Origin of the sequence: Streptomyces sp. NPDC093984, from assembly GCF_044764595.1 — a bacterium.
In the GTDB taxonomy this organism is placed as follows: Bacteria; Actinomycetota; Actinomycetes; order Streptomycetales; family Streptomycetaceae; genus Streptomyces; species Streptomyces cynarae.
Window position 1 is genome coordinate 50,445 of record NZ_JBIWIM010000013.1, and the last position, 23,854, is coordinate 74,298.

The 23,854-nt window shown below is 70.8% G+C and carries 25 protein-coding genes; 11 read left to right on the plus strand and 14 right to left on the minus strand.

From position 1 onward, the window contains the following. Positions 1 to 76: 76 nt before the first annotated feature. A complete protein-coding gene (locus ACIRC0_RS33060) occupies positions 77 to 694 on the minus strand; it encodes a hypothetical protein (protein ID WP_403623683.1) in 618 nt (205 codons plus the stop codon). A 52-nt stretch (positions 695 to 746) separates the two neighbouring features. After that, positions 747 to 1,433, minus strand: a complete 687-nt coding sequence (locus tag ACIRC0_RS33065; protein WP_403623686.1) for a hypothetical protein — start codon at positions 1,431 to 1,433, stop codon at positions 747 to 749. Between the two features lie 325 nt (positions 1,434 to 1,758). Between ACIRC0_RS33065 and ACIRC0_RS33070 the strand changes: the two genes are divergently transcribed. Then, a complete protein-coding gene (locus tag ACIRC0_RS33070) occupies positions 1,759 to 2,439 on the plus strand; it encodes a hypothetical protein (RefSeq protein ID WP_403623689.1) in 681 nt (226 codons plus the stop codon). A 163-nt stretch (positions 2,440 to 2,602) separates the two neighbouring features. On the opposite strand, the gene ACIRC0_RS33075 is transcribed toward ACIRC0_RS33070, so the two are convergent. Further along, positions 2,603 to 3,091 carry a universal stress protein gene (locus ACIRC0_RS33075; RefSeq protein WP_403623690.1) on the minus strand — a complete coding sequence of 163 codons (489 nt, stop codon included), beginning with the start codon at positions 3,089 to 3,091 and terminating at the stop codon, positions 2,603 to 2,605. A gap of 221 nt (positions 3,092 to 3,312) precedes the next feature. Here ACIRC0_RS33075 and ACIRC0_RS33080 point away from each other — a divergent pair, with 221 nt between their 5' ends. Beyond that, positions 3,313 to 4,278 (plus strand): hypothetical protein, encoded by a 966-nt coding sequence (locus ACIRC0_RS33080; protein WP_403623693.1) that lies wholly within the window; start codon positions 3,313 to 3,315, stop codon positions 4,276 to 4,278. A 32-nt stretch (positions 4,279 to 4,310) separates the two neighbouring features. Here ACIRC0_RS33080 and ACIRC0_RS33085 read toward each other — a convergent pair whose 3' ends face one another. Beyond that, the gene (locus ACIRC0_RS33085; RefSeq protein ID WP_403623696.1) at positions 4,311 to 5,321 is read right to left on the minus strand and encodes an ABC transporter permease; all 1,011 of its coding nucleotides are present in this window, start codon (positions 5,319 to 5,321) and stop codon (positions 4,311 to 4,313) included. 67 nt (positions 5,322 to 5,388) lie between these two features. After that, on the minus strand, positions 5,389 to 6,423 hold the full coding sequence (locus tag ACIRC0_RS33090) for a substrate-binding domain-containing protein (protein WP_403623699.1): 1,035 nt from the start codon (positions 6,421 to 6,423) through the stop codon (positions 5,389 to 5,391). Positions 6,424 to 6,636: 213 nt separating this feature from the next. On the opposite strand from ACIRC0_RS33090, the gene ACIRC0_RS33095 reads away from it, so the two are divergent. Beyond that, positions 6,637 to 7,398 (plus strand): ATP-binding cassette domain-containing protein, encoded by a 762-nt coding sequence (locus tag ACIRC0_RS33095; protein WP_403623702.1) that lies wholly within the window; start codon positions 6,637 to 6,639, stop codon positions 7,396 to 7,398. Between the two features lie 24 nt (positions 7,399 to 7,422). On the opposite strand, the gene ACIRC0_RS33100 is transcribed toward ACIRC0_RS33095, so the two are convergent. Then, on the minus strand, positions 7,423 to 8,613 hold the full coding sequence (locus ACIRC0_RS33100) for a PP2C family protein-serine/threonine phosphatase (protein ID WP_403623705.1): 1,191 nt from the start codon (positions 8,611 to 8,613) through the stop codon (positions 7,423 to 7,425). Positions 8,614 to 8,994: 381 nt separating this feature from the next. Between ACIRC0_RS33100 and pip the strand changes: the two genes are divergently transcribed. Together pip and ACIRC0_RS33110 are read left to right on the plus strand one after the other, a co-directional pair. Continuing rightward, the gene (gene pip / locus ACIRC0_RS33105; RefSeq protein WP_403623708.1) at positions 8,995 to 9,957 is read left to right on the plus strand and encodes a prolyl aminopeptidase; all 963 of its coding nucleotides are present in this window, start codon (positions 8,995 to 8,997) and stop codon (positions 9,955 to 9,957) included. A 94-nt stretch (positions 9,958 to 10,051) separates the two neighbouring features. Further along, complete coding sequence (locus ACIRC0_RS33110; RefSeq protein WP_403623710.1) at positions 10,052 to 11,230, plus strand: NUDIX domain-containing protein; 1,179 nt, start codon at positions 10,052 to 10,054, stop codon at positions 11,228 to 11,230. Between the two features lie 37 nt (positions 11,231 to 11,267). On the opposite strand, the gene ACIRC0_RS33115 is transcribed toward ACIRC0_RS33110, so the two are convergent. The 4 genes from ACIRC0_RS33115 to ACIRC0_RS33130 all read right to left on the minus strand — a co-directional run bounded on the left by ACIRC0_RS33115 (position 11,268) and on the right by ACIRC0_RS33130 (position 14,037). Further along, on the minus strand, positions 11,268 to 12,062 hold the full coding sequence (locus ACIRC0_RS33115) for a polysaccharide deacetylase family protein (RefSeq protein ID WP_403623954.1): 795 nt from the start codon (positions 12,060 to 12,062) through the stop codon (positions 11,268 to 11,270). A 191-nt stretch (positions 12,063 to 12,253) separates the two neighbouring features. Next, positions 12,254 to 13,087: a DUF1206 domain-containing protein gene (locus tag ACIRC0_RS33120; RefSeq protein ID WP_403623713.1), complete on the minus strand. Its 834-nt coding sequence runs from the start codon at positions 13,085 to 13,087 to the stop codon at positions 12,254 to 12,256. Between the two features lie 125 nt (positions 13,088 to 13,212). Further along, the gene (locus ACIRC0_RS33125; protein WP_403623716.1) at positions 13,213 to 13,560 is read right to left on the minus strand and encodes a DUF1330 domain-containing protein; all 348 of its coding nucleotides are present in this window, start codon (positions 13,558 to 13,560) and stop codon (positions 13,213 to 13,215) included. Positions 13,561 to 13,707: 147 nt separating this feature from the next. Next, entirely contained in the window at positions 13,708 to 14,037 is a 330-nt protein-coding gene (locus ACIRC0_RS33130; protein WP_366029654.1) for an antibiotic biosynthesis monooxygenase, read from the minus strand. Positions 14,038 to 14,251: 214 nt separating this feature from the next. Here ACIRC0_RS33130 and ACIRC0_RS33135 point away from each other — a divergent pair, with 214 nt between their 5' ends. Beyond that, a complete protein-coding gene (locus ACIRC0_RS33135; RefSeq protein WP_403623719.1) occupies positions 14,252 to 14,980 on the plus strand; it encodes a hypothetical protein in 729 nt (242 codons plus the stop codon). Between the two features lie 428 nt (positions 14,981 to 15,408). Beyond that, on the plus strand, positions 15,409 to 16,260 hold the full coding sequence (locus ACIRC0_RS33140; RefSeq protein ID WP_403623722.1) for an NmrA/HSCARG family protein: 852 nt from the start codon (positions 15,409 to 15,411) through the stop codon (positions 16,258 to 16,260). Between the two features lie 441 nt (positions 16,261 to 16,701). Here ACIRC0_RS33140 and ACIRC0_RS33145 read toward each other — a convergent pair whose 3' ends face one another. Continuing rightward, positions 16,702 to 17,208: a winged helix-turn-helix transcriptional regulator gene (locus tag ACIRC0_RS33145; RefSeq protein WP_403623725.1), complete on the minus strand. Its 507-nt coding sequence runs from the start codon at positions 17,206 to 17,208 to the stop codon at positions 16,702 to 16,704. 106 nt (positions 17,209 to 17,314) lie between these two features. Between ACIRC0_RS33145 and ACIRC0_RS33150 the strand changes: the two genes are divergently transcribed. Beyond that, positions 17,315 to 18,013: an SDR family oxidoreductase gene (locus ACIRC0_RS33150; protein ID WP_403623727.1), complete on the plus strand. Its 699-nt coding sequence runs from the start codon at positions 17,315 to 17,317 to the stop codon at positions 18,011 to 18,013. A 34-nt stretch (positions 18,014 to 18,047) separates the two neighbouring features. On the opposite strand, the gene ACIRC0_RS33155 is transcribed toward ACIRC0_RS33150, so the two are convergent. Then, positions 18,048 to 18,887, minus strand: coding sequence for a helix-turn-helix transcriptional regulator (locus ACIRC0_RS33155; RefSeq protein ID WP_403623730.1), 840 nt, complete (start codon positions 18,885 to 18,887; stop codon positions 18,048 to 18,050). Between the two features lie 102 nt (positions 18,888 to 18,989). Between ACIRC0_RS33155 and ACIRC0_RS33160 the strand changes: the two genes are divergently transcribed. After that, the gene (locus ACIRC0_RS33160; protein WP_403623733.1) at positions 18,990 to 19,697 is read left to right on the plus strand and encodes an SDR family NAD(P)-dependent oxidoreductase; all 708 of its coding nucleotides are present in this window, start codon (positions 18,990 to 18,992) and stop codon (positions 19,695 to 19,697) included. Between the two features lie 61 nt (positions 19,698 to 19,758). Here the strand turns inward: ACIRC0_RS33160 and ACIRC0_RS33165 are convergent, their stop codons facing one another. Continuing rightward, positions 19,759 to 19,935: a hypothetical protein gene (locus ACIRC0_RS33165; protein ID WP_403623736.1), complete on the minus strand. Its 177-nt coding sequence runs from the start codon at positions 19,933 to 19,935 to the stop codon at positions 19,759 to 19,761. A gap of 167 nt (positions 19,936 to 20,102) precedes the next feature. On the opposite strand from ACIRC0_RS33165, the gene ACIRC0_RS33170 reads away from it, so the two are divergent. Next, positions 20,103 to 21,368, plus strand: a complete 1,266-nt coding sequence (locus ACIRC0_RS33170; RefSeq protein ID WP_403623739.1) for an MFS transporter — start codon at positions 20,103 to 20,105, stop codon at positions 21,366 to 21,368. A gap of 224 nt (positions 21,369 to 21,592) precedes the next feature. Further along, a complete protein-coding gene (locus ACIRC0_RS33175; protein WP_403623742.1) occupies positions 21,593 to 22,474 on the plus strand; it encodes an LLM class F420-dependent oxidoreductase in 882 nt (293 codons plus the stop codon). 311 nt (positions 22,475 to 22,785) lie between these two features. On the opposite strand, the gene ACIRC0_RS33180 is transcribed toward ACIRC0_RS33175, so the two are convergent. Then, positions 22,786 to 23,679, minus strand: a complete 894-nt coding sequence (locus ACIRC0_RS33180) for a trypsin-like serine peptidase (protein ID WP_403623745.1) — start codon at positions 23,677 to 23,679, stop codon at positions 22,786 to 22,788. Positions 23,680 to 23,854: the final 175 nt, after the last annotated feature.

Below are 23,854 nucleotides of genomic sequence, written 5' to 3' on the forward strand. Positions count from 1 at the left end.
CTGGCACCAGCAAGCCGCCGTGCGGGAAGGGCCGCCACCGGGACACGCCCGAACGGCAGATCGTCCGCGCCGAGGCTCACCTCCCGTCCCGCACGTCGACGGCGTCGAGCACGGCGTCAGCCACCTCGCCGACCGGCCGGCCGTCCCCCACGTCGAGGCGGGTCAGCCCGAGCCTGTCGACGGCGTCGAGGACGATGCTCTGAAAGCGCTCGGAACGGGCCACGAACTTGTCCATCACAAGCCGCTCCGACGGCGTGGCCGCGTCGTAGTGCCCGGCCGCGTACACCCGCGCCCGTACGACGGACACGTCCGCGGTGAGCCATACCGCGCCCGTGCCCGGACCCTGCAGCCGCACGACGTGATCGGGCAGGAGCGCCGACCCCTCGAGGACCAGCCCCGGCCCGGTGCCGTCCTCACCGGCATGGGCCGCGATCAACTCTTCGATACGGGGCCGGAGCCGCTCGTAGTGACGGAGCACGGACTCGGTCAACTCCTCGACCGTGAGGGCCGCGTAGTGTTCGGTGACATGTGCGGGCACCTCCCGTTCCGGAGTCCGCCACGGCCTTCCCGGGTGCCGCGCCAGCCTGTCCGTCGACCGGTACGCGAACCCGAGTCTGTCCGCCAACTCCCGGGCGACAGTGGACTTCCCGACATTCGACGTCCCGCCGATCAGCATCACACGCATCGCACCCATACCGGCGACCCTAGTGATCGCCGGAAGGCGGCGCGAACCTTACTGGGCGGCTTTACCGGTCCTGCTCCGGCCGGTCCTCGGCCCCGTTCGCCGTGGTCGGTTCGGCAGTGTCCGGTGCGGTGTAGAAGACAGCGGTTCCCTGCTTGGTGCGCTGGGCCTGCTTCTTGGCCACGAGCCCTTCGAGCGTGGACCGCACGACGGTGGTCTTGATGCCACGCTCGGGATGGGCCTTGCCGAGCGCGTCGGCGACCTCGGCGGCGGAACGCGGCTCACTCTGCTCGCCGAGGTGGGCGCGCACGAGTTCGACCAGCGTGGGCTGGCCCGCCTTCGTCGCCTCCGTCTTGACGGTCTCCGCCTGCGTGGCGTCCGCCTTCTTGCCCGCGGCCTTCTTGCCGGCGGTCTTCCGGCCCGTCGTACGCGTCTGCCCGGCGGCGGCCTTCTTCTTCGCCTGCGGCTGCCTGCCCGTGCCGGACCCGGCAGGGGACTTCTTGCGCGGAGCGGGGACCGTGGCGCTCTCGGGCACGGCGACGGGCTCCACGGGTGCCGTCGGAATACCGAGTGCGTTCTGCATGGTCACCAGCACCGCGTGGTCGTGCTGCAGTGTCGCCAACTGCTCCTGCAGAGCGGCGATTTCGGCACTGATGCGTTCCTGCTCCTTCACATTGCGCTCGAGATCGCCGGCCACTTGGGCGGCGTACTGCGATGTCAGTTCGGAAGTCGCGGTCGTGGTCTCGGACATGGCGTGACTCACCTTTCCTCGCCTACGGCGATGTTGCTGCACAGTGTCCCCCCGGTGCACAGATGGTACGAGCGAGGGGAGCCGCTTGTTCCTCGGTTGGTTCGTCAGTCATCAGCGCGGGCTGCTGACGCCTCATCAGCGCCCGATTCCGGCGCTCAGGCCGGCGCCCGAGGTCTGCTGCCCCCAAGGGCAGATGATGAACCGTTACTCCGACAGGGTTGTTCGTCATATGGTCGGTATGTCGAATCGATTCGCATTCGTGGCGATATGTAACTTCAGTCTCGCATCGGTTCACAGCCGACGTGTCTGAGACAGGAGAAGTGACATGGCAACGCGTTCCACTGCAGTGACCGCCGCGATCGCGGCTGGTGCGGCCCTGGTGGCCACCGGTATCACCTACGCCTCGGCCGCCTCGGAGCCCGCCCGCTCGGCCGCGGTCGTCCAGCAGGCCGCCGCCCCCGCAGCCCTCGAAGGCAACGGAAACAACAACAACAACAACGGGAACAACAACAACAACGACAACAACAACAACGGCAAGGGCAACGAGGGCCACGAGCACCACTACCGGCACCACCACCGCCACCACCTCGGCCGGATCCACATCAACGAGCGGGACTACCCGGCCGTCGTGGACGGCTGCGTCACCATCGTGAGCGGCCTCGGCTCCAACAGCCTGAACATCGTCAACGACAGCCACAAGACCGTTGAGGTGTTCAGTGGGGTCACCTGCGACAACGGCGCTCCCATCGCCATCGTCGGCCCGTGGAGCCAGAGCGACGGCGTGCATCCCCGGCGCGTCCACGGCGGCGTGAAGGTCAAGAACGGCGTGGTGGGCAGCTTCCGAGTGATCTGCGACCGCCGTGGCGGCGGCTACGGCTACGGTGACGGTTACGGTGACGGCGACGGCTACGACCGCTGCGACTACGACAACGACCGCGGCCGTGACCACGACCACGACCACGACCACGACAACGACCACGACAACAACGGTCACGACTGGGACTGACCGCGTCACCGCCTGCCATGGAGAACGAGAACCCCGGCCCGCCGGAATCGGGCCGGGGTTCCGGTCTGTCCGGGCCCAGGGCCGAGGGCAACGCCGCAGACGCGCCTGCCCGGCCCCGCGGCGCCGAGCTGATCCGAAAGGCAGGCCTGGGTGACACGGTGAGTCAGTGATGAGGCGGCGGAGGCGGTGGCAACTCCGTCGACGGGGCCCCTTCGGGCCACACCAGCAGAACAGGACAGGGCGCGTGGTCGACCACGAAGCGAGTGGCGGGGCCGAGGCTGTGCGGGCCGAGCCGGGAACGGTCGCCGTCCCGTGCACAGATCAGCAGATCCGCGCCGGTGGCCTCCTCGACCACCTTCCGCTCCGTACGGCCATGGGTGAGGACCTGGCGGGCCGGGTGCCCCAGACGCCGCGCCGCGGCATCCAGCAGGTGCCGCGCGGCCGACTCCGACAGTCCCTCGATGCGATGCCCGGGGTCCCGCTCGGGGCGGCCACGGCCCAGGAGCCCGGCGAACGCGCCGTGCGCGGTCTCGGCAACCGTGTCGTCGCGCACGTACAGCAGCACGATCTCCTCGCCGGGGTCGGCGCGGCTGAGCGCGGCGTCCACACAGGCGGGCCAGGTCCCTTCGGTGATCCAGACGACGGCGCTCATGGGCGGCTCCGGTGGGGCGTGGTGGGTCGGGTGCCGATCGTGTGCAGAATCCCCGCAACGCCGAGGGGTGACAAGAAGCCCGGCCGGAACGGCCACCGACCCGAACCGCCCACCGCGACACGGGGTCCGCAACCCGGCATTACCGGGACGGGGGGCTAGATTTCAGACCCGTACAATTGTGCGCTCTGGGGGCGTTGGGGGGGAAGTCCTTGCGTCAAGGGGTGGAAAGGCCTCACAACCGTGCCGACGACCACGGCACACGGGGCATCGGACCACGCGGCGGTACGGCGCCGTCCGCCACGGACGACGGCGCCCCGTACAGGGCGGCCGCCGCAGTGCGCCGCGTCGCGCTGTTCATCGTGCGCACGGTGCGGGGTGAGTGGCACGGTATCGTCGTCGATCCGGTACGGCAACTGCTGCGGCGCGGGCTGTCCGGACTCGTGCTGGCCTTCGTCGCGGCCTTCGGTGTGATCTTCTTCCACGCGGTCGCGCAGCATCCGGCCGGCGCGGTGGCGGTACGGCTCCTGGGCGGCGTCTACGCCGATCTGCCGCTGTGGCTGGCCCTGTTACGCACCCCCGTGTCGCTGTACGTCCCGGCCCTGGACCTGCCGGTCTGGGCCGGCATCACCCAGCTGTTCCTCGCCTTCGCCCTGGCGGAACTGGCGTTGGGCCGCGCCCGCACCCTGGCCGTCGCGTACGCGACCACCCTCGCCGGCACCCTCACCGTACGGGCGATGATCGCGCTGGGGCCGGGCTGGTGGGGGCTGGGACTGCCGCCCGAGATGGGGCGGGTACTCGACACGGGACCGTCCGCCGCGGTCGTGGGCCTGTTCACCTACCTCTCCGTCGTCCGGCGCGCCCCCGTCGTGTTCCTCCTCACCGGCGGGTCGATGGTCTGGGAGTCCATCGCCATACCGAACCTGGCCGGCCGGGAGCATCTGATCGCGGTGGCCGCGGCGATCGTCCTGGGACTGCTCCACGGACACGGCCGCAGCCTGCGGCGACGGGTGTGGTCCGTCCTGCGGATCGGGAGCGGGCCCGCCGATGCGCCGGTGCAGGGCGACGGCGAACGCACCATCGCTGCGCCGCTCACCCCGTATGACGAGCCGTCAGCTGCCAAGTTGCCCCAGCAGCGGACGCTCACCGGCCCGTCGAACTCGATGGACACGCCGACCGGAACACCTTGACGTCCGTCCACCGGCCGTGACGTGCCCGAGCGTCACCGCGGGCCGCTCCTGCGGAGGATCTGGTCCACACCGACCGCCACGACGACGAGGGTTCCGGTCGCCACATCCTGGTAGAGGCTGTCGATACCCGCCTGGGTGAGCCCGGAACGCAGCACATTGACGATGAGCGCCCCGATGAGCGTGCCGAAGACGCTTCCGCGGCCGCCGAAGAGGCTCGTGCCGCCGAGGACGACCGCGGTGATGCTCTCGAGGTTCGCCGTCTGGTACGAGTTGGGGTCGGCGTTCGGGATACGGCCGAGGGACTGCCAGGCGGCGACGCCGTACAGCAACCCGGCCGTGACGTAGACCGAGAGAAGCGTCCGCCGTACGTCGATGCCGGTCAGGCGGGCGGACTCCGGTGCGTTGCCGACGGCGTAGATGTGCCGGCCCCACGCGGTCTGGGTGAGGACGTACCAGAAGAACCCGTACAGGCCCACGAGAAGAAAGGTCCCCCAGGTGAGGAACACACCACCGATGTCGAGACCGTTGCCCCAGAAGAGGAGCAGGCCGGAGGTCACCGGATAGCTGCGGGACTGCGAGTACAGTCTGGCGACGGCGTAGACGACGGTGAGCGCCCCCAGGGTCACGATGAAGGGCGGCAGGCGCAGCCGGGACACGAGCAGCCCGTTCACCAGCCCGACGAGGGTCGCCGCGACCAGGCCGAGCACCAGTGCCGTCACCGGGTCGCCGCCGTCGAGGGCCAGTTTGGCCATGACGATCGTGCCGAGCACCGCGATCGCGCCGTTCGCGAGGTCGATGCCCGCGGTGAGGATGATCAGCGACTGGCCCAGCGCCAGCGTGCCGACCACGATGGACTGCTGCAGCACCAGCGACAGGTTCTGCGGTGTCAGGAACGTCTCCGTGGTGACCGCGAACGCCACCACGGCGACGACCAGAGCCGCCAGCGGGCCGATGGCCGGCGTGCGAAACGCATACCGGAGCACGTCCCTGGGCCGGGGGCGCGCATCACCGCCGGCGGCGGGGGTGGTGACGGGTGACCTCATGTGCTGTTCCGATCCCTTCGACCCGCTCGGTGACTCGGTGACTCGGTGAGTCGGTGACTGGATTTCGTCATCCCCAGCAGTGCTGGAGCCCCCAGGCCGTGCTCTGCGACGGCACACCGCGCACCGGCCTGTCCGTGATGAGCACCGTGCCCGTGTCCGTGAAACCGGACGGCCTCTTCCCGCTCCTGGCAAAAGCGATCACCGCGTCCACGCCGTCGGTCGCCATCCTGACGGGGAACTGCATGACGGTCGCCGCGAGAGTGCCCGCCTTGACGTCACGGACCCCGTCGCATGAGCCGTCGATGGAGCCGATCGTCACCTGGCGGGTCAGCCCCCGGGCCGTGATGGCCTCGTACGCGCCGCCCGCCACCGGCTCGTTGATGGTGTAGATGGTGTTGACGTCGCTCGCGCGCAGCAGCAGGTTCTCCGTCGCGGCCTGCGCCGTGTTCCGGTCGCCGTTGGCGTTCGCCTGGCCGATGATCGCCGGTGAGCCGTCCTTGAGCCCGAAGCCGTCGAGAAACCCGTCGTGGCGGTCCTGACTGACCTCCGAGCCCGGCGTGCCGTCCAGCATGAACACCTTGGGAGCCCGGCCGGCGAGTACCGTCTTGACATACGCCCCCTGCAGGAGACCGGCCTTGAAGTTGTCCGTCGCGTACGTGGCGTCGACCGCGTTCTCCGGCTGTGTCGCGGTGTCCAGCGCGATCACCAGGATGCCCTGCCGGCGTGCCTCCCTGATCGCGCCCAGGATCCCCGTCGTGTTCGACGGCGTGATGAGAATGCCGTTCACACCGCGCGCGATGAGGCTCTCCACCGCGTTCACCTGACCCTCGTTGTCCCCGTCGAACTTGCCGGCGAGAGCGATCAACCGGGCGTCGTTCCTGTGCGCCGCGGCCGTGGCGGCATGGCGCAGCGCCACGAAGAACGGATTGGCCTCGGTCTTGGTCACCAGGCCGATGGTGATCCCGTGCGCCCCCTGGCCACCGCTGCCGTTCGCCCCGCCGCAGGCGGCGGCACCGCTGACCAGCGCCCCCACCACGAGGAGCGTCACCCCTCGCCGCCTGCGCCGCCGGATGCGTTCGTGGCCCGCACGGTCGTGTGTCATGGATCAGCCCTCCTCCGGCGGGAGCCGGCGTCACACGAGCCTCTGTGACCTCCATCATGAGCCGAGATTATTCGGAAATGCCTAGATAAGGGGGATGTGGTGCGCCTTGCTGTTCCATGCCTCATTCGTCCTGAAGGGGCCATTGCTCGGATACCCTGGTGATCAGTCCGGCCGTACGGCGTCACCCCGCCGTACGCAGAAGGTGAGGTTCACGTGACTGAGCCGCCTCTGCTGGCGCTGCGCGGCATCTCCAAGCGGTTCGGCGCCGTCCAGGCACTCAAGGACGTCGAGCTGGAGGTCCACAGGGGGGAGGTCGTCGCCCTCCTGGGGGACAACGGCGCGGGCAAGTCCACTCTCGTCCGGATCATCGCGGGCGTCGTCACCGCCGACCAGGGCGTCATCGAGTGGGAGGGGCAGGCCGTGCAGATCAGGACGCCGCGGGCCGCCCGGCACCTGGGTATCGCGACGGTGTACCAGAACCTGGCCCTGTGCGACGGCCTCGATGTCGCCGAGAACCTCTACCTCGGACGCGAACAGAGGCGCCCGGGTGCCCTGGGCCGTCTCCTGCGGCTGATGGACAAGGGCGGCATGCGCAGGGAGGCACGGCGGCAGCTGGACGCCATGGGTATCCGCGTCCCCGACATGCGCACCCCGGTCGCCTCCCTGTCGGCAGGGCAGCGGCAGACCGTCGCGATCTCCCGGGCACTGCTCGGCGAACCGAAGGCCGTCCTCCTGGACGAGCCGACCGCGTCACTCGGCGTCCAGCAGGCCGGCCACGTCCTCGACCTGGTCGACGAACTGCGCGAGCACGGGGTCGGTGTCATCCTCATCAGCCACAACATGGGAGACGTCAAGGCCCTCGCGGACCGCGCCGCGGTGCTGCGGCTCGGCTGCAACAACGGCTTCTTCCATGTGCCGACCACCCCCCAGGACCGGATCATGTCCTCGATCATCGGCGTCACCAGCAGTCCCTGACCGGCCACCGCGACGGCGCGACGGTCACCGCCGGTGCGGTCCGGTCTCCCCGTGGAGGTCACCGGGAAGACGGTAGGCGGCGAGCGCGGCGGTGTCGTCGTCGAGGGCCGCGTCGCTGTAGGCCAGCAGATCCTGGTGCAGACGGTCGAGAAGCTCACCGGGAGGCAGAGCGGCCCACGACCGGACCCGCTCGGCCAGCGGGTAGAACGCTCCCGTACGGTCGCGCGTCTCCGTGACGCCATCGGTGTACAGCAGCAGCTGTTCGCCGGGACGGAACGGGCTCACCTCGACGTGGTAGTCGTCCCCGACCAGCACGCCGAGGTTGATGGGCGGTGAGGGATCGGCCGAGTCCAGCTCGGTGACCCCGTTCGGGCCGATGAGCAAGGGAGGGGGGTGGCCGCAGTTGACGATGCGGACCACGGGCTCGTGATCGGGGACCTCGGCGAACACCGCGGTGACGAAGCGTTCCGCCACTTCGCTGCCCGCGAGCTCCGTTGCCCTGCGGGTCATGCTCCTCTCGACCCGGCGCGCCACCCCGGCCAGGTCGGGTTCGTCGTGGGCGGCCTCACGGAAGGCGCCGAGCATCGTGGCGGCCGTCTCCACCGCCACCAGGCCCTTGCCCCGGACGTCACCGATGAGCAGGCGGACTCCGTAGGCGGTGGGCACAGCCTCGTACAGATCGCCACCGATCCGCGCCTCCGCGGCGGCGGACAGGTACAGCGTCTCGATCGACACCTGCCCGAGGCACCGGGGCACGGGGCGCAACAGCACACGCTGGGCGGTCTCGGCCACGGACCGTACTGTGGCGAGGGTGCGCTCCCGGCGGATCCGGCTCGCGGCCATGATCGTGCCGAGGACGCCGACCAGTACGGTCGAGATGTACGAGGCCACGTAGTGGCGCTCCCACAGGTACCCCACGGCGCGGCCCGCGCAGCACGGGGTGCCGGCCAGCAGGGCCTCGAACCCGACGGCGAACACCGTGATGGCGGCGACGACGGCGGGACCGTGCGCGTAGGCGGCGACCACGGGGAGGGCGATCAGCAGGAAGCTCACCGGCCACTGCACCGGAGTGACCGGCTCGAGCACCAGGACGCCCGCGACGTAGATCGCCGGCAGCCAGCGCAGCCACACAGGCGGACGGGGCATCTGCAGGCCGGTGCTGCTGAGTCGCGGCGCCCGGCGGCTTTCGGCCTCCCGGCGCGCCAACCACCTCATGGCATGCTCCCGCCAGCACGGAACAGGGACGGCGGGCATCCCGCGCAACCGGGCCGGCGCACCAGGGCGCCTCCCATGACCGGGCGGCAGCCCGGGCGGATCCCTTCACACGGCCTGTTCACGAGAACTCCTGCAGAGCCTGATCAAGACCACGGGCTCGGTGCGGCTCGACAGAGCGATCCGACGACTGCTCGGGCAGGGGGCAAACCCGGATCTTCAGTGCAATCGTAGACGTTGTGATCCGTGCGAGGGATGCCGAGCCCCACCGCACACAACGGCCGGCCGGCGGAAACCGCTGGGCGCGGACCGCCCGGTCGCGGTGCCCCGAAGGTGTGCGAAAAAGGGGAGCAACGGTGCCGTCGCAGGCCTTACGGTGCTGCGATGGGGCTGTATCCGGAGATCGAACCGTACGACCACGGCATGCTCGACGTCGGTGACGGCAACAGCGTCTACTGGGAGGTCTGCGGGAACCCGCGCGGCAAGCCCGCGGTCATGCTGCACGGTGGTCCCGGTTCGGGATGCGGGGCGGGATACCGGCGGTACTGCGATCCGGCGGCGTACCGCATCGTGCTGTTCGACCAGCGCGGTTGCGGCCGTTCCACCCCGCACGCGAGCGCGTACGACACCGACATGAGCGTCAACACGACGGCCCACCTCATCGCCGACCTGGAGCGGCTGCGGCGGCACCTGGGGATCGAACGATGGCTCGTCTGGGGTGTGTCGTGGGGCTCGGTGCTCGGGCTCCGCTACGCGCAGACGCACCCGCAGGCGGTGTCGGAACTGGTCCTGACCGCGGTCGCGACGGGCTCGAACCGGGAAGTGGCCCTGCTCACCAGGGGACTCGGGCGGTTCTTCCCGGACGCTTTCGAGCGCTTCCTGGCCGCGCTGCCCGAGGAGGACCGGGAGGGAAATCTCGCGGCGGCCTGCAACCGGCTGATCGAGTCACCGGACTCCGAGGTACGGTCCCGCGCGGCGCGGGCATGGACCGACTGGGAGACGGCGACGATCCCGGCGCCACCGCGATCGGTCGAGCGCTACGAGGACCCCGTGTTCCGCATGGGCTTCGCCCGGACGGTCACCCACTACTGGGGCAACGACCACTTCCTGGGCGACGGCAACGACGAGGGCGTCATCCTCCGCGACGCCGCTCTCCTGAAAGGCATTCCCGGCACCCTGGTCCAGGGCAGCCTGGACTTCGGCAATCTGCTCGGCACGGTATGGCGGCTCCACCACGCCTGGCCGGACAGCGAACTGATCGTGGTGGACGACGTGGGACACACGACGGGGGCACTCGGCATGGCGGACGCGCTGACAGAGGCGACGGACGCCTACGCACACCACTGAGCGTGCCGCGCGCCGACCCGGTCGCGGACCGGCCCGATCCGCTGTTACGCCCTGCCATGTGACGCCGGCCCGCGCGCCGGGAAAGGACGGCACCGTGGACGCCGAACCGACGAACTCGGCAGCCTGGACCACCTACGGGGCCCACCATCTGGCCAGGGGCACGCATGTGCCCGAAGTGGACCGCCTCGCCTGGGGTTTCTGGCCGAGCGGTCCCGGAGCGGAGATCCTCGGCGACCTGCGCGGCCGGCGCGTCGCGGACCTCGGGTCGGGCCTGGGCAAGCACGCCGCCCACCTGGTCCGGGTCCACGGGGCGGTCGTCGACGCGGTCGAGGCCTCTCCCACCCAGCACCAGCGGGCCACCGCCCGCTACGGCCGGTTGCCGGGGCTGAACCTGATCCTGGCCGACGCCGTCGACCACCTGCGGCAGGCTGAGCCGTACGACGTCATCTACTCCATCCACGGGTTCGCCTACGTCGAACCGCGGCGAATGCTGCCCGCCGTCGCGGCCGCGCTCGCTCCGGGCGGCCGTCTGGTGTTCTCCGTACTGCACACCGACTCCCACGGCCACGGACCCTCGAGCACCGTCACCCCCCGCCCGGAAATCCTTCCGCTGGCCGGCGGCGGCCGGCTCACCGTGCAGATGTGGGTGCTCGCCCCTGAGGTGTGGGAGGACCTGCTGGAGGAGCACGGCCTGATCGTCGAGCGGGTGGACATCCTGCACGCGCCGCCCGCGGACGGCGATCCGGTGTCCTGCAGCGTGTTCCACGCACGTCGGCGCACCCGGGCCACCAGCCGGCCCCGCACCAGCACTCCGCCCCCGCCGAACACGGCCCTCGGGGTGGGAGCGATCCTTCACTCGCCCCACGGCGTTCTGCTGGGCCGGCACCGGCGACGCACCTGGGAACTGCCCGGCGGAACCGTGGAGTCGGGTGAATCCCTGACCCGGACCGTCGTCCGCGAGGTGAGGGAGGAGACCGGCTGCACGGTGCGGGAGGAGGACGTCGTACTGCTCGGCATGCTCCTGGACGACGTCGGGGGTGTGGTCAGGGCGACCGTGGCCGCCCTGGTCACCGCATGGGACGGCGAGCCCGCGGATCAGCCTGGGGAGCCGGTCGGCGACTGGCGGTGGTGGCCGCTCGACCGCCTCCCGAACGGCCTGTTCGTCCCGAGCGCCCAGTGCCTCACCGCGTGGCGCCCCGAGCTGCCGATCGACCATCCGCCCGCTCGCTTCCACCCGCTGGCCTCCAACGGCACGCCGACGATGGGAGGTTGAAGCCGCAGACTCGGACTTCCCGTCCTGTGGGCGGTGTTCAGCGGACGGGGAAGCCGAAGGAGTATCCCTGCTGCTTGAGCCACGGCAGGAGCTGGCGCAGGGCGGCCACGGTCTGGGAGCGGTCCCCGCCCGCGTCGTGGAAGAGGAGGGTCGGACCGTTGTGGATCTCGCTCTTGACGGTGGCCACGATGGCTGCGGTGCCGGGACGCTCGAAGTCCTTGGAGTCGACGTTCCAGCCCAGTGGCCGCATTCCGTGGGATGCGGCGAGATGGCGGCTGTAGGGCGTGAAGGCGCCGCCCGGGGCCCGGTAGTACTGCGGCCGAACGCCCCCCGACGCCTTGGTGATCGAGCGTTCGGCGTCCAGGATCTGCTGCGACTGGTAGGCCTCGGACTTGGTGTTCATGGTGGTGTCGTGGGAGACCGTGTGGTCACACAACCGGTGCCCGGCCGCCACCACCGCCTTGACCAGGTCCGGGTGCGCCTCGGCCTGCGTGCCCACCATGCAGAACGTGGCCTTCACACCGTTGTCCCGCAGCACCTCGAGCACCTGCGGCGTCCACACGGGGTCCGGCCCGTCGTCGATGGTGATGTTGACCCCGCGGGCGCCCCGGTCGGAGGCGTGGACGATGTCCGCGGACACCGGCGCCCCCGCGGCGCCCCGTCCCGGGGCGTTCGGCGCGGAGGGGCGCACCAGGACGTCCGTTCGCGCGCCGGGTTCCTCGGCGGGGCCGGCCTGCGCGGTCCACACCGAAGTGGCGGTGGCCACCGCCGTCACTCCGACCGCCGCCGCGAGCACCCGCCCGTACCATCCCCGTCCGCCACGCCGCGCCATGTCCGCCCCGCTCCTCGTCGTCTCTGTGGTCACGTGCACTCATCAGGACGGAGGAAGAACGGTGCGGGATCCGTCTGTTACCGATCACGGACAATTCCGCGGGCATTCCACGACACAGCGGCGGCGACCCTCAGGACGCGGATCCAACTGCCTTGTCCCCACGGCGACTCCGCAGCAAGGAGAGCCGACGCTCAGACCCTGCGCCAGCGTGCCAGCGCGAAGGAGAAGAGGCCGAACAGCACGACCCCGGCGGCCACGAGCACCAGCAGCCACGGACCGAACGGGGTTTCGGCGAACGACCGCAGCGTGTCGTCCAGCCCCTTGGCCCGGTCGGGCCGGTAATCGACCGCGGCGCGGAGCGCGAAGGCCCCCGCCGCGGCGAACACCAGTCCGCGCGCACCGCCTCCGCCCACGCCGGCGATGTCCACGAGTCGCCTCAGGCCCGGGGACATCTCGCCGAGCCTGAGATCCTTGTGGTACTTGCGCCGGACGGCCCGGACCCCGATCCAGACCCCCGCCACGACGATGCCGACCGCGACGGCGCCCACGATCCACTGACCGGCGGGTACCCCCAGAGCCCTGGCCGTGACGTCCCTGGACTGCTCGTCGCTGGATGAGCCACCCGAGCCGGAACCGGTCGCGAACGACAGCACGGAGTAGGCGACGAACGCATAGAACACGCACCGGACCAGCGCCAGCAGCCGTTTCCTCACCTTGCGGCCGTCCGGCCCGACGGCGCCGAACACCGCCTCGGACAACCGCCACACGGCCATGCCGGCGACCCCGATGCCCAGCGCCCACAGCAGTACGGCACCGAACGGCTCTTGCGCGATCTCGGCGAGAGCACCGCTGCGGTCGGCCTGCCGGTTGCCGTCGCCGAACGCGATCCGCAGTGCCAGCACGCCTACCAGCACGTAGATCACTCCCCGGGCGGCCAGCCCCGCCCGGGCAGCGGCCTGCGTCAGTGAGCCGACCTCGCCCCCGGCCCGCATCCGACGGGTATGGGCCATGGCACTCGTGTTCATCTCGACCTCCCCGAATCCGTGTGCCCCGGCACCGCGTTGACACACCGGGCCGGCACCGGTGTCGGGGAGGAGCGGCGGATGCGGAGGGGAGGTGAAGCCTGATCGCACGTACTCCGGTCCCCTGTTCAGGGCGTGCGCATGGCTTCCCGCATCGTCCGTGCGGTGCCGGCGGGGTCGTAGGTGTCGCGGACGCCGTCGACCAGGATGATGTCGCCGTCGATGTGCCGGGAGCGCAGCGGTGCGATCTCCTGGTACGCGGGGGAGTCCCACCAGGCCCGGGCCTCGGCGAGGTTGGGGAAGCTGATGACGACCACGTGTCCGGGCCAGCTGCCCTCCTTCACCTCGTGCTGTGTGGCGTGAACGAGGAACCGGCCGCCGTAGGGGGCGAAGGTGGCGGTGATGCGCTCGATGTACTCGGCGATCTCCGGGTGCGGGGCGGCTTCCTGCAGGTGGGCTATGGCGTAGGCGGTCATGGCGTCCTTCCGGTCGGCCGGGCTCCGTACGCCGACGATCGTGGCATGCGCTCCGTTCCGGGTCGATGACCTCAGAGGTAAGCGGCCCTGGCCGGCGGCGTGTGCCCGCCGCCCAGGGCCGGTGACCACTTTGCCGCCGGTGCCGGCCTACGCGCTCTTGGGCGCCGCCTGCTGTACGACCTCGAAGGACCACAGCGTGGAGCCGCTCGCCGCCGGCCTGGGGCGTTCGCCCCCTGCCGCGTCACCGCCCTGGTGGGCCGCCTTCATGGGGCCCTCCATCCAGGCCTGGAACGACTCCTCGTCCCGCCACCGGGTGTAGACGAGGTAGTTGTCGGTGCCGTCGACCGGCCTGAGGAGTTCGAACCACTCGAACCCGTCGGAACTCTCCACCGCGTGGGCCCGGGAGGCGAAGCGCTTCTCCAGCGTCTCCCGCTGCTCGGCGGGGACGGTCAGTACGTTGATCTTGACTACGCTCATGGTCCCATCCTGCCGCAGGCCGGCCGGCGGACGCGGAGCGGCTCGTCCGCTCACTCGGACCGGCTCGTCCACTCAAACGGAGCGACTCGTCCGCTCACGGGGACGGTCGGCGGCACGCCGCGCGCAAAAGCGCGCAGGTCCGCTACGGGGCTTGTCCTCGCGCAGGGCCGGGGGCCCCTGATCGGTCGCGTCGCCGTGAGGTCACACTGGGGTCGTGAACGAAGAGCCAAGGGCCCTGCACGAGCGACTCGGCCGGTTGGAGGAACTGCTCACCGCGGCCCGCCAGGAGCCGGCCTGGCGCCGGCCCACTCGTGACGAGTCGCGCTGGGCCGTCAGCGCGGCCGTGCTCGCCGCGGTCGCCCTGCAACTCCTGCTCCCCGAGCGGCTGGCCTTCCGGCCGGTGTGGCTCCTGCCCACACTGGAGATGCTGTTGCTGGTCGTGCTGCTGTGGGCCTTCCGGATCAGTACGAGACGGACTGCCTCGCTGCTGCGCGCGGGAGGGCTGGCGCTCGCCGCCCTCGTCAGCGTCGCCAACGGCTGGTCGGCGGCGCTGCTGATCCGGGGGCTGGTGCGCGGTACCGAGGGCAGTGATGCCGGGGCGCTGCTGATGACGGGGGCGGGCATCTGGCTGACCAACGTCATCGTTTTCGCCCTGTGGTACTGGGAGTGGGACAGGGGTGGGCCGGCGGCCCGGGCCGCCGGCCACCACGACTACCCGGACTTCCTCTTCCCCCAGATGCAGAGCGGGGAGTTGGCGCCGGCGGACTGGGAACCTGCGTTCGCCGACTACCTCTACGTCTCCTTCACCAACGCGACCGCCTTCAGCCCCACCGACACCATGCCGCTGTCCCGCTGGGCCAAGCTGCTGATGGCGTCGCAGGCATCGATCTCGTTGCTCACCGTGGCGCTGGTGGTGGCACGGGCGGTGAACATCCTCAGGTGAAGCGGCGACCTGGTCGGGGAGGCGGTGCGAGAGCGATGAGCTCAGCGTGTCGAGCGGACCGCGCTCAGGATCAGCTCCGTGACGGGGCGCGGGTCGCTCACGGCGACCGCGTGCGGTGCGCGGACCCTGATGGTGCGGGCGCGTAGGGACGAACGGCACGGGCACTTTGCCTGCCCGTGCACGAAGTCTGACCTGTCCGCGTCTGCCGGGCCCGGGCGCCCACCTCGGTCGCCGCCCGCGGTATCAGGATGTACGTGGCCGATGCCACGCCAGGTCCCCAGCAGGACCGAAGCTCCGCATCGCCTGCCCCACCGGGCGCTGGGGCGAGGCACGGCGCGGGCTGAGCGTGTCGTGCGGGGCGGATGGATACCGTGGGGTTCCTGGCCAGTGATCAACTGCCGAGTGTTTCCCCGAGAAGGGAGTTCCCGATGGTCGACGAGCCGATCCTGGTGCTTGCCGCGACCGGTGGCCAGGGCAGGGCGGTGACCGAGGCCCTGCTCGACCGAGGGGCCGGGGTCCGGGCACTGGTGCGGGATCCCGCGCGCAGCACCGCGCGGGAACTGGCCGACCAGGGCGCCGAAGTGGTGGCAGGGTCCCTGAGCGACCGTGCGTCACTCGCCGCGGCCATGCGCGGGGTGGCCGCGGTGTTCGCGTTCACCACTCCCTTCGAGGCCGGTGTGGAGGCCGAGGTGGCCCAGGGGCGGGCGATCCTGGCCGCCGCGCACGAGCAGCGCGTGCCGCATCTCGTGTTCAGCTCGGTGGCCGGGGCGGACCAGCGGAGCGGGGTGCCGCACTTCGACAGCAAGGCGCGCATCGAGGCCGAGCTGGTTTCGGGCGATGTGCCCTACACGATCCTCGGGCCGACATACTTCTACGACAACGCGCTGGGCGGAGCGAAGCGGATCCTCGGCGGGGCGCTCGACCTGCCGCTGCCGTCCGATCGGCCGTTGCAGCAGCTCGACCGCGCCGACCTCGGTGCCTTCGCGGCCGCGGTGCTGCAGAACCCCGGCCCGTACGCAGGGCACCGCATCGAGCTGGCCAGTGACGCCCCGACGCCCGCAGACATGGCGGCCGCGCTCGGTACGGCCCTGGGGCGCGAAGTCCGCCATGTGCGGGTACCGCTGGAGGCGGTGGGCGATCCGGACATGCACGCGATGTGGACGTTCCTGAACGGGCCCGGCTATCAGGTCGACATCCCCGCGCTGCATGACGCCCATCCCGGCATCTCCTGGACCGGTTTCACCGACTGGGTGCGCCGCACGTTCGCGGGCGCCCTCTGAGGGCAGCCCTCACGCTCGCAGATCACGAAGTATGCCGTGATGTTCTTCATGCTGAATGACCGTCCGATGCCCGGACCGGGACACACGGGCCAGGTGCGGAGCGGGTCCGGAGGGCGGGCGGGGGAGCGGCACGGGCGTCGCGGTGGTGCAGAGGGCGGGTAACCGAGGTCATGAGCGGTGCGGGCATGCCCGGGGACCGTGCGGCCGAACCGGTCCTGGCCGGACGGGACACCCATGTCGCGGTCACTCGCTCGGCCCTGGCGGACATCGCCGCCACCGGGACGTCGGTGCTCCTGCGCGGTGATCCCGGCATGGGGAAGACCGCGCTGCTGAAGGTGGCCGAGGCCGAGGCCCGTCGCGCGCGGCGGCACCCGACGGTCGTGGCCCGGCGGGATCCTGCACCCCGCCCTGCACGCGTCCTGAGCGTGCCGCCTCCCGCCCTCACCCGGCGTACTGGTCGTCGCGTTGTTCGGGCGTGCGGATCAGGCCGGGGCCGGCGTCGAGGACCGAGTCCTCGAACGTGACCTCGTGCCCGTCCTCGCACTGGAGGACCGCGTGCACGGCGGCGCCGCACTCCTTGTGGCGTACGACCACCGAGGGCCCCTGTTCACCCGTCGCCCAGGTGTCGCCCCACTGGCGCAGCGCCATCAGCACGGGCAGGAAGTCGCGGCCCTTGTCGGTGAGTTGGTAGGCGAACCGGGTCCGCTGGCCGGGTTCCCGGTAGGGGACGCGTTCCAGCAGCCCCGCGGCGGTCAGTTCCTTCAGGCGCGCCGAGGTGGCGGGCTCGCCGATGCCCACACGCCGTGCGAAGTCGTCGAACCGGCGTGTGCCGAAGAACGCCTCGCGCATGATCAGCAGCGCCGTCTTGGTGCCGACGATCTCCAGGGCGCGGGCGATGGAGCAGTTCGCCATCGACCAGGCGTCGCGTTCCGTCAGTAGATCGCTCATGTCTCACCTCTCACCTGACTTGCATCCAGCTTAGTCAGGGGATAGCGTCGCAGCTAACTTCTGAAAACGTTAGTCAGCTGAGGGCGTCCGCGCCTTGGGAGGAATCATGGACATCGGCAGCGCAACCGCTCTGGTCACCGGAGCCAACCGCGGGCTCGGCAGGGCCCTCGCACAGGAGCTGGTCGCGCGCGGTGCGACCGTCTACGCCGCGGCCCGGCAGCCGGACCAGGTCGATCTGCCCGGCGTGAAGGCGATCCGGCTCGACATCACCGACCCCGCCTCCGTCGCCGCGGCGGCCGAGCAGGCCCGCGACGTCACCGTGCTGGTCAACAACGCCGGCACCTCGACCGGTGCCGATCTGCTCACCGGGAGCTGGGACGCCGTCCGCCTGGAGAGCGAGACCCACTACCTGGGCACCCTGCGCATGATCCGGGCCTTCGCCCCGGTCATCGAGGCCCAAGGCGGCGGGTCGATCCTCAACATCCTGTCCGTGCTGTCGTGGATCAACCTGCCCACCGTCGGCGCCTACTCCGCGGCCAAGGCGGCTGAGTGGAGCATGACCAACGCCCTGCGCCAGCAACTCGCGCCGAAGGGCATCACCGTCGCGGGACTGCACGTCGGCTACATGGACACCGACATGGCCCGCGATGTGACCGCGCCCAAGAACGACCCGGCGGACGTCGCGCGTGCGGCCGTGGACGGCATCGCCACCGGCGCTCACGAGATCGTCGTCGACGACCTCAGCCGCCAGGTGCAGGCGGGCCTCGCCGGTGGCGTCGCAGCCCTCTACCCGCAGCTCGGCTGACACAGGGGGAGAGGGCGACGCCGCCCAGGGACCGTTATCCGGCGAGTGTCTGCGTGCCCAGCACGGTGAGCAGCGCCAGGCGTTCGGCGTCCTCGGTGCCCGGCTCGGCCGTGTAGACCATGATGCGCAGATCGCTGCCCGCCACGGTGAGCACGTCGCAGTCCAGCGTGAGGGCGCCGATGTGCGGGTGGTCGATGATCTTACGTGCGGCCTCGTGGCGGCCGACGGTTCCCGAGTCCCACAGTTCGGCGAACCGGTCGCTGTTCGTCCGCAGATCCCCGATCAGCCGTCGCAGCCGCTGGTCGGCCGGATAGCGGGCGGCGGCCGCGCGCAGATCGGCCACCAGTGCCGCCTCGAAGGCACGCAGCGACTCCGGGGTGTGCCGGGCCCGGCTGCCCGGGCCGACGAAGTGCCGCCACACGCTGTTGCGCTCGTTGCCCCGCCAACCGGACGGGTCGCCCATCAGGGCCGCGTACGGCGGATTGGCCATGAGCAGCGTCCAGGTCGCGTCGTACACGGCTACGGGCGTCCCGGTGAAGCGGTCCACCATCCGCTGGACGCTCGGGGTCAGGTACGTGGGGACCGTGTCCGGGCCGGGCGGAACCAGTCCCGCGAGACGGAAGAGGTGGCCTCGCTCGTCGCCCGACAGCCGCAGCGCCCGGGCGAGGGCGTCGACGACCTGCGTCGACGGGTTGGAGGCGCGACCCTGCTCGAGGCGCGTGACGTAGTCGACGGAGATGCCGGCCAGCATGGCCAGCTCCTCACGGCGCAACCCCGCCGCACGCCGCTGCCCACCCGCGGGCAGCCCCGCCGCCTCGGGCGAGACCCGGTCGCGCCAGCGGCGCACCGCCCTGCCGAATTCCGCCGTCGCCATGCCGACCAGTGTGCCCCCTCGCCGCCCGGCGTGCCTGGTACCAGTAGTCCCAGGAACACGGGACGCCTGGCTGACCGCGCCGCCCGCCCGGAACCTGGGGGCATGACGACAACACTGATCACAGGGGCCAACAAGGGGCTCGGACACGAGACCGCCCGCCGGCTGCTCGCCGCCGGCCACACCGTCTACATCGGCAGCCGTGACGCCGACCGCGGACGCCGCGCCGCCGAGCGGCTGGGCGCGCGGACGGTCCTCATCGACGTCACCGACGACGCGTCCGTCGCGGCCGCCGCCAAGGCCATCGAGGCCGACGGCGGACTGGACGTGCTGGTCAACAACGCCGGCATCGAGGAGCGCGGCGAAGCCAACACGGTCACCGGCGCCGCGGGAACCACCGCCGACCTGATGCGCCGCCTGTTCGAGACCAACGTCTTCGGGCTCGTGCGCGTCACCCATGCGTTCCTGCCACTGCTGGAGCGGTCCAGCGCGCCGGTCGTGGTCAACGTCAGCAGCGGCCTGGGCTCGCTCACCCGCGTCACCACCCCGGGCACGCCGGCGTACGCCTACCCCGGTGTCGCCTATCCGACGTCGAAGGCCGCGGTCAACATGATCACCGTGCAGTACGCAAAGGCGTACCCGACCATGCGGATCAACGCGGTGGAGCCCGGCTACACCGCGACGGACCTCAACGGCAACACGGGCACGCAGACCGTCGAGGAGGGCGCCGAGATCATCGTCCGGATGGCACAGGTCGGGCCCGACGGCCCCACCGGAGGGTACTTCGACACGGCTGGACCTCTTCCCTGGTGAGTGCGCCACCATGCCGGTGCCCTGGAGACTGCTGACTCCGGGGCACCGGCCGCGCGGGAGATCAGAACTCCTCGGCCCGCCGCACGAACGCGGCGATCCGGTCCCACATCGCCACCGCGTTCGCGTACATCGGCCACTGCCCGCTGTGCGCGATCTCCGCCCGTTCCACGCCGCCCTCCGCGAGCTTCGCCGGATACGGCAGGGACGCGTCACCCCTGGTGAGGGAGTTCTTGAGCATTGCGCCGGGTGTGCGGCAGCAGACGCGAAGACGGCCACACCCGCCCCCGACGACAGACGGCGGCCGTGCCACCTTTTGTGCAATCGTGGCCGGTGCTTTGCTGCCCTACCGTTGTCCTGCTCTGCCGCTCGTGCCTAGCCTCACCTGCGGACTGCGGGAGGGTCGTCATGCTGAAGACCGTCAGAGACCAGGCAGCGGGGCTCACCAAGGACCAGCGCCATGCCTTCGTCGCCGCCTATCTGGGCTGGGCGATGGATGCCTTCGACTACTTCCTGGTGGTTCTCGTCTACAGCGAGATAGCCAAGGATTTCGACGTCTCCCTCACCGACATGGCCTTCCTCACCACCGTCACCCTGGTGATGCGCCCGGTCGGTGCCGCGCTGTTCGGTATGTGGGCCGACCGTCGCGGTCGCCGCATCCCGCTCATGACCGATGTCGTCTTCTACTCGGTCGTCGGTTTCGCCTGCGCCTTCGCGCCGAACTACACCGTGCTGCTGGTGCTGCGCCTGCTGTACGGCATCGGAATGGGCGGCGAGTGGGGTCTGGGCGCGGCGCTGGCCATGGAGAAGATCCCGGCGGCACGGCGCGGTTTCTGGTCGGGCCTGCTGCAGAGCGGGTACTCCCTGGGCTACCTGCTCGCCGCCGTGGCGTTCTTCGTCATCGAGCCCGCCTTCGGCTGGCGGGGACTGTTCGCCTTCAGCCTGCTGCCCGCCCTGGTCGCGCTGTGGGTGCGGACCAGGGTCGAGGAGAGCGAGGTGTGGGAGAAGAGCGTCCGGCTCAACCGCACCCCCGCGTACCAGGTGTTCAAGAACCCGGCGGTGCTGCGGCGCTTCCTGTACCTGGTGGCGCTGATGACCGCCTTCAACTGGATGTCGCACGGCACCCAGGACATCTACCCGACCTTCGTCAAGAAGGGTCTGGGCCTGTCCGCGAACACCTCGATCGCCATCGCCGTGGTCTACAACATCGGCGCCATCCTCGGCGGTGTGCTGCTCGGCGCCTACTCCGAGCGGCTGGGCCGCCGCCGTACGATCATGATCGCGGCGACCGGCGGCCTGCTCGTCGTGCCGTTCTTCGTGCTGTCCACCAGCGTCGGCTGGCTGATGCTGTCCTCCTTCCTGATGCAGGTGTGCGTGCAGGGAGCGTGGGGCGTCATCCCGGCGCACCTGACGGAGATGAGCCCGGACTCCATCCGGGGCTTCTACCCGGGCGTCACCTACCAACTCGGCAACCTGATCGCCGCCCTCAACCTGCCGATCCAGGAGGCCCTCGCCGGGCGCCACGGCTATCCGGCGGCGATGGCATGGACCATCCTGCCGACCCTGGCCGTGGTCATCCTGCTGAGCGCGGTCGGCAAGGAAGCCAAGGGCATCCGGTTCGGCACCACAGGCACACAGGCCCCGGCCGACGCGGCCGACGCCGCGCAGCCCTGACGCGCAGGCGCACGCGGCGCAGCCCTGACACACACCTGACGCGCAGGCGCACGCGCACGGCGCCGGTCGCGCGCCGCCGTCGCCGCCGGTCGCGCCGCAGAGTCACCGAAGGCGCACGCGCACGGCCTTCCGACACGCCCGATGGGCCTTGACTTGGAGAACACTCGAAGATCTAGTGTCGCCAGGGTCGAGGACGTTGCGGGTGACTGTGAACGGAGACGGACATGCACGTGGGCGTGCACATCAACCGGTTCGACCACCCCGAGGGCGGCGGCGCGCTGCGCGACGAGCTGGCCGCCGCAGGCGCTGCGGCGGAGGCGGCAGGCGTCAGCTGGCTGTCGGTCATGGACCACTACTTCCAGATGGAGTTCAACGGCGGGGCCGAGGCGGCCATGCTGGAGGCCTACACCACGCTCGGATACCTGGCCGCCCGGACCTCCACGGTGCGGCTCGGCGCCCTGGTCACCGGAGTGACGTACCGTCATCCCGGACTCCTCGCCAAGATCGCGACGACCCTTGACGTGCTGTCCGGCGGCCGGGCCACGCTGGGGATCGGGGCTGCCTGGTACGACCGTGAGCATCATGGCCTGGGCGTGCCGTACCCGCCGCTGGCGGAGCGCTTCGAGCGGCTCGAGGAAACCCTGCGAATCTGCCTGCAGATGTGGGATCCGGAGAACAACGGGCCGTTCGAGGGCCGGTACTACCAGCTGGCCGAGACGCTGTGCGTGCCGCCGCCGGTGAGCTCCCCGCGCCCGGAGATCCTGGTCGGCGGCGGGGGCGAGAAGAAGACGCTGCGGCTCGTCGCCCGCTACGCGGACGCCTGCAACCTGTTCGCCACGACCCCGGAGGAGGTCGCGCACAAGCTCGACGTGCTGCGCCGCCACTGCGACGACGCCGGCCGCGACTACGACAGCGTCCGCAAGACGGTGACGTACTCGGGAGAGCCGGCCACCGCCGGCGACGTGGACGGCTTCACCAGCGACATCTCCGGCTACACCAAGCTCGGCATCGACACGGTGATCCTCGCGCCCCGCACGGGCACCACATCGCCGTGGATGGAGACCTTCGTGGCTCCCGCCGTGCGACGGCTGGCCGAGCTGGACTGAGGCGTCGGCGGACGTCGGCAGCCGTACGAACCCCAGGTGCTGAGCGGTACGCGTTCCGGTCGTGACACCAGCGGGACTCGACCGGGCGGACAGCACGGGTGGACCCCGGACGGGCAACGGACAGCACGAGTGGCCCCCGGACGGGCAACGGGCAGGACGAGTGGCCTCTGGACGAAGGGGTGGGACGGCGTGTGACCTCCCCAGGAACACGCCGCCCCACCACCTGCGCCTGGGCGGTTACCCCCGCTCGTCTCGTTCATTCCTCCCGCAGGGCAACATTTGAACGCCCATACGCTTCGCCCCTCATACGTTCAGTCGCCGCTGGACGTCGCTTGCCGGTAGAGACTCTGGACGCTCTGGCCGAAGGCGACGCTGTAGGAGACGTCGGCGGTGTCGCCGCCCTGCTCGTAGCCGCCGATGACCCCCACGACCGTGCCCGGGCTGTCGCCGGTGACCCAGGGGCTGCCGCTGGTGCCGCCGGTCATGCCGGTGCAGTAGATCTCGTTCTGCGTGCTGCTGAACGAGGAGATGTGGTTGGTGCAGGTCACCGGGTCCTGCGACGTCGCCGGGTAGCCGGTGAGGGTGACACGACCGCCCGTACCCTCGTCGATGCCGAGGGTGTAGCCGCCGACCACCGACTGGATGGTGCGCCCGTCGAGTGGCGCGACCACGGCGAACGCCACATCGTCGTCCGGGCTGGAGTCGTCGGTCCACGCGGTGTCGACGACGATGCGCTGCAGATGCCACACACCGTAGGGGGCAACACCGTCGTGGTAGGCGGGTACGAAGACGTCCGACGTGGAGCCGAGGCAGTGCGCGGCGGTCACGATCAGGTCCTCGCCGGGGCTGTTCACCACGCTCGCCGTGCAGTGATGCGACCCGCTCAAACCGCTGCCGTCGAACAACGCCCCTACTTGCCGGGGAAGTTGGGGACCCGGAACCGTCCGTGAGACGCCCAGGGGAGGCGTCTGGTGAGAGGGGGACGCGGTGGTGTGCGGAGAGGACCGGGCGGAGGCGGCGGAGGCGGCGGAGGTGGCGGAGGCGACGGAGGGGGTCGGCGAGGCGGTCGCCTTCCGATCGGCGGGGGACGGCGGCTGGTGCCCCCCGCCGCTGGAACGCCGCGGTGAGGTCGCGGTCTTCTTGACGTCCGCGGCGTTCAGGCCGAAGATCTTGCTGGCGGCCGTGGCACCGCTGGTGCACGCCACAAGGCATGCGACGACACATCCCGCAAGCATCGCCGGTCTGCGATACCGGGCGCGTCCAGTGCGTTGCCTGCAGCCGTGTGCCGCCCCCTGCATCGTCATCTCGCTCGTCCTCGCTTCCCTGGCCGTCTGCCCCCTGGTACCCCCACTTGCCGCGCATGTGCATGAGATTCAGGTC